Source organism: Streptomyces sp. YIM 98790 (assembly GCF_011421595.1).
In the GTDB taxonomy this organism is placed as follows: domain Bacteria; phylum Actinomycetota; class Actinomycetes; order Streptomycetales; family Streptomycetaceae; genus Streptomyces.
On sequence record NZ_WTLH01000305.1, the window covers coordinates 1 to 4,404 of the forward strand.

The 4,404-nt window shown below is 74.3% G+C and carries 5 protein-coding genes; all 5 read right to left on the reverse strand.

The window, feature by feature from the left end; genetic code table 11:
* Positions 1 to 1,126, reverse strand: a 1,126-nt coding sequence (locus GQS09_RS27130; RefSeq protein WP_165990175.1) for a DNA polymerase IV, incomplete at its 3' end; no start/stop codon positions are given.
* Positions 1,127 to 1,177: 51 nt separating this feature from the next.
* Positions 1,178 to 1,759: a MerR family transcriptional regulator gene (locus GQS09_RS27135; protein ID WP_165990178.1), complete on the reverse strand. Its 582-nt coding sequence runs from the start codon at positions 1,757 to 1,759 to the stop codon at positions 1,178 to 1,180.
* A 199-nt stretch (positions 1,760 to 1,958) separates the two neighbouring features.
* Positions 1,959 to 2,429: a bifunctional nuclease family protein gene (locus tag GQS09_RS27140; protein ID WP_165990176.1), complete on the reverse strand. Its 471-nt coding sequence runs from the start codon at positions 2,427 to 2,429 to the stop codon at positions 1,959 to 1,961.
* 151 nt (positions 2,430 to 2,580) lie between these two features.
* Complete coding sequence (locus tag GQS09_RS27145; RefSeq protein ID WP_313896364.1) at positions 2,581 to 3,327, reverse strand: FHA domain-containing protein; 747 nt, start codon at positions 3,325 to 3,327, stop codon at positions 2,581 to 2,583.
* 144 nt (positions 3,328 to 3,471) lie between these two features.
* Positions 3,472 to 4,395 carry a DUF881 domain-containing protein gene (locus GQS09_RS27150; protein ID WP_165990179.1) on the reverse strand — a complete coding sequence of 308 codons (924 nt, stop codon included), beginning with the start codon at positions 4,393 to 4,395 and terminating at the stop codon, positions 3,472 to 3,474.
* Between the last annotated feature and the right edge of the window lie 9 nt (positions 4,396 to 4,404).

The following is a 4,404-nucleotide window of genomic DNA, read 5'->3' on the forward strand; positions in this document are numbered from 1 at the left end:
CGCCGCCGGGCCCCGGCGCCCCGGACGGCCGGGCCGGCCCGGCGGGGGCGGCCTGGGCGAACAGGTCCTCCTGGGTGAAGCCGGCCAGACCGCTCACCCCGACCCCCAGCAGCCGCACCCCCTCGGTGGTGTCCACGCCCTCCAGCAGCCGGGCGGCGGCCTCCCGGATCACCCCGGGATCGTCGGTGGGACCGCGCAGCGTCTCCGAGCGGGTCAGGGTGGTGAAGTCGGGTCCGCGCACCTTGAGCACCACCGTGCGGCCGGAGCGCCCGGCGGCGCGCAGCCGCTCCGCGCAGCGCAGCGCCAGCCGGTCCACCTCCAGCCGCACCCGGGGGCGGGCGGTGACGTCCTCGTCGAAGGTGTCCTCCACCGAGACGGACTTGGCGTCCCGCTCGGCGACCACCGGGCGGTCGTCGATGCCCAGCGACATGGCGTGCACCGCGGTGCCGTGCGCCCGGCCGAGCAGCCGGACCAGTTCGTCCTCACCGGCGCGGGCCGCGTCACCGACCGTGATGATGCCCGCCTTGCGCAGCGCGGCCTCGGTGGCCGGTCCCACGCCCGGCAGGGTGCGCACCGGGAGCGGGGTGAGCAGGGCGCGCTCCTCACCGGGGGTGATCACCACCAGCCCGTCCGGCTTGGCCTGCTCGGAGCCGATCTTGGCCAGCATCTTGGAGCCGGCCAGCCCCACCGAGCAGGTCAGCCCGGTCAGGGCACGGATCCGCGCCCGGACGGTCTCGGCGGTGGCCCGCAGCGCACCGGTGGCCGCGGGGGCCGGGGCGGTGCGGGCGGCCGCCAGGTCCACGAACGCCTCGTCCAGGCTGAGCGGCTCCACCAGCGGGGAGATCTCCTCCAGCACGCCCAGCACGGTGGCGCTGACCGTGCGGTAGAAGGCGAAGCGGGGCGCCAGGTAGGCGGCGTTCGGGCAGAGCCGCCGGGCCTGCGCGGTGGGCATCGCGGACCGCACGCCGAACACCCGGGCCTCGTAGGAGGCGGTGGCCACCACGCCGCGCGGGCCGAGCCCGCCGACGATCACCGGCCGGCCGCGCAGACTCGGCTTGGACGCCTGCTCCACGGCAGCGTAGAAGGCGTCCATGTCCAGATGCAGGATGCTCGGTTCACCGCGCATGCCTCGATCGTCCCCCGGACCACCGACATCCGCGCGCGGCGGCCACCGCGGTCAGCGCATGCGCCGCCGGCGGGCGAGCTCGTCCTCGGGGTGGTCGGCGGCCACGGGCTCCCCGGTGTCGGCGCGCTCGGCGTGCAGCCGGGACAGCGCCTGCTCCACGTCGGCCCAGACCGCGCCCACCGCGATGCCGAAGATCCCGCGGCCGCCGCTGAGCAGCTCGGCCATGTCCACGGCCGAGGAGCAGCGGTAGACGGTGGCGCCGTCGCTCATCAGGACCAGGGACGGCAGCTCGGAGAGTTCCACGGTGCGCAGCGCCTGCACCGCGGCGCGGATGCTGTGCAGCGAGACCCCGGCGTCCAGCAGCCGCTTGACGATCTTGAGGGTGAGCACGTCCCGGAAGCCGTAGAGCCGCTGGCTGCCGGAGCCGTGCGCGGGGCGCACGCTGGGCTCGACCAGACCGGTGCGGGCCCAGTAGTCGAGCTGCCGGTAGGTGATCCCCGCGGCCGCGCAGGCGCTGGGGCCGCGGTAGCCGAGGCGGTGGGTGTCCTGCTGCCCCCGGACCCGGCCCGGGGGCGGTACCGTCCGCAGGTCAGCGCCTGGCGGGCTGCTGGGCAGTGCGGACAGCCCGCCCATCGCTCCGCTGTCGCCGTTACCTGTCACGCCGGCCTCCGTTCTGCATGCCTGATCGTGCCTGTTCGGCGCCGCCCGTTCCGGTGGCTGGCCGGGGGCGGCGGCTCGGCACTCCTGATAGACATGCCCCAATGACGCTAGGCACGCACCTGTGGTGCGTCAACGATCGCCACGCCCCGTCACCGGGCGCGGGCGGGCCGGGTCACTGGCTGGTGCCGAAGTCCTCCGGCGAAATCTGTTCGAGGAACTCGCGGAACCTCTCGACCTCGTCCTCCTGCTCGTCCGGAATGATGATTCCGGCGTCGTCGAGGACCTCGTCGCTGCCGTAGATGGGCGCGCCGACGCGCAGGGCGAGGGCGATGGCATCGGAGGGGCGGGCGCTGACCTCGATGCCGCTGGCGAAGACGAGTTCCGCGTAGAAGACGCCGTCGCGCAGATCGGTGATGCGGATGGCGGTCAGTTCCTGGCTGAACGCCTCCAGGACGTTCTTGAACAGGTCGTGCGTCAGCGGCCGGGTGGGAACCATCCCCTGCTGGGCAAAGGCGATCGCGGTGGCCTCCCCGGGGCCGATCCAGATGGGGAGGTACCGGTCGCCTCCCACCTCCCGGAGCAGAACGATCGGCTGGTTGTTGGGCATTTCGACCCGGACACCCACTACGTCGAGCTGGTTCACACAGCAACCCTAGGACGAGCGCGGACCTTTTGGATAGTCGAGCACGTCCGCGGGGTGCGAACACACCCGCGGCCGTGCCCCTGCCGTCCGGCCGCGGGGGCCGGAGTACGGCGGTTCGTGCGACGGCCGGGCGCGGCGGCGGCCGGGCCGCTCAGCGCTGGCCGAGGTAGAAGACCATCCGGTACTTGCCGATCTGCACCTCGTCCCCGTTGGACAGCACCGCCGAGTCGATCGGCTCCCGGTTGACGTAGGTGCCGTTCAGGCTGCCCACGTCGGCGACGCTGAACCCGCCCTCGGGACGCCGGCGGAACTCCACATGGCGGCGGGAGACCGTGACGTCGTCCAGGAAGATGTCGCTCTGCGGGTGCCGGCCGGCCGTGGTGACCTCGCCGTCGAGCAGGAAGCGGCTGCCCGAGTTGGGGCCGCGCCGGACGATCAGCAGCGCCGAGCCGGGCGGCAGGGCGTCCACCGCGGCCTGGGCCTCGGGCGACAGCCCGGGGTTCTGGCCGGTCATCTCGGCCTCGTACGCCTCGATCCCGGAGATGGAGAGCGTGGAGGTGGTGTCCGAGGAGGACCCCTCCGCGTAGGGCGTGCCGCCGCGCAGCGGATTGCCGCAGTTGGAGCAGAACCGGGCGACGGCGCCGTTGCGGCTGCCGCAGCGGGCGCAGGTCACCGCGCCGACAGCCGGCATGGCCGCGGTGGAGTCGTCTCCGGAGCCTATGCCGCCGGCCGGGGCGGAGATCTCGTCCCGGAACAGGGGGCGCCCGGCCGGCTGGCCCGGCGTGCCCGCCGGCATATCGCCACTCCGGTCGGCACGGTGCCGCGCGGCGTGGTCAGTGCCGCCCTGACGCCTGCCGAACAACTTAGCGAAAAAACTCACCGGCGATTCCCCTCGCACCTAGGCCGCCCGGCTGATTGAGCGGACGGGCGGTCCATTGTCTCTCACGGCCCATCGGACGTCCTGCCAACGTCCGGGCCTCACGTTCAGTTTCCCTCACCGGGCCAGATGTGCCCCGGCAGCCCCCCTGGGCGGACCCGCCGCTCATGGTGACGACTGAGCGTAGTCAGGCTGTTCCGAGGATCGCAAGGCATCCACGGTCACCTGCTCCGGCCGGCTGATCGTCACCGCGGCGCTCTCCTGTTCCAGGGACTGGACCACTCCCCCGGGGATGTTGAGGGCCGGCTCCAGATCCTGCGGGCGTCCGATGGCGGCGATCTCGAACGGGCGGGTGACCCGCACCCCGTCGATCACCACCGCTCCGTCGTCGTCCGTGAAGGAACTGCCCGCCACGATGCGCACGTCGTTGACCTGCAGCGCCTCGGCACCGGCCGCGCGCAGCTCCTGCACCGCGTCCAGCAGGTGATCGGCGCCGACACCCGCCAGCGGGTCGGAGATGCGCACCACGATGCCGGGGCCGGTGGCGGCGACCGTGCCGGCCAGCACGCCGAGCTGGCGCTCCCGCTCGCGGGTCTGGCGGCGGGCCTCCTCGGCCTGGTCGGAGCTGTTCTCCAGCTCGGTGCGCTGCTCCTCCAGACTGTCCCGCTCCTCGGACAGGCGGCGGGTGCGCTCGTCCAGGTCGCTGAGGATGCGGACCAGGTCCTCGGGGCGGGCACCGCGCAGCACGTTGTCCTCGCTGGCCGCCCGGACCTGGATGGCCAGGCCGAGGCCGAGGACGAACAGCAGGGCGGCGGCGATCAGCTGGGCCCGGCTGACCCGCGGGGGCCACAGGCCGGAGAGCAGCGCCGCCCGCCCGGTCGGCGGCGGATCCCCGTGCCCGGGGTCCGGGGCGGCATCCTCCGCGGTCTGCGGGGCAGCGCTCTCCGCGTTCGCCGTGCGCTCCGCGGGCTCCGTGCGCTCCGCGGGCTCCGTGTGCTCCGCGGGGCCGGGCGGGGTGCCGGGGGTGTCCCGGGAGGCGGAGCGGCTGCCGGGGGCCGCGGCGCGGCCGGCCCGGTCCCCGCCGGGTATGCCCCCGCC

What these genes read in the sequence shown, in the direction of transcription:
- GQS09_RS27135 (WP_165990178.1), bottom strand. Translation starts at nt 1,759, where the DNA reads ATGGGCGGGCTGTCCGCACTGCCCAGCAGCCCGCCAGGCGCTGACCTG.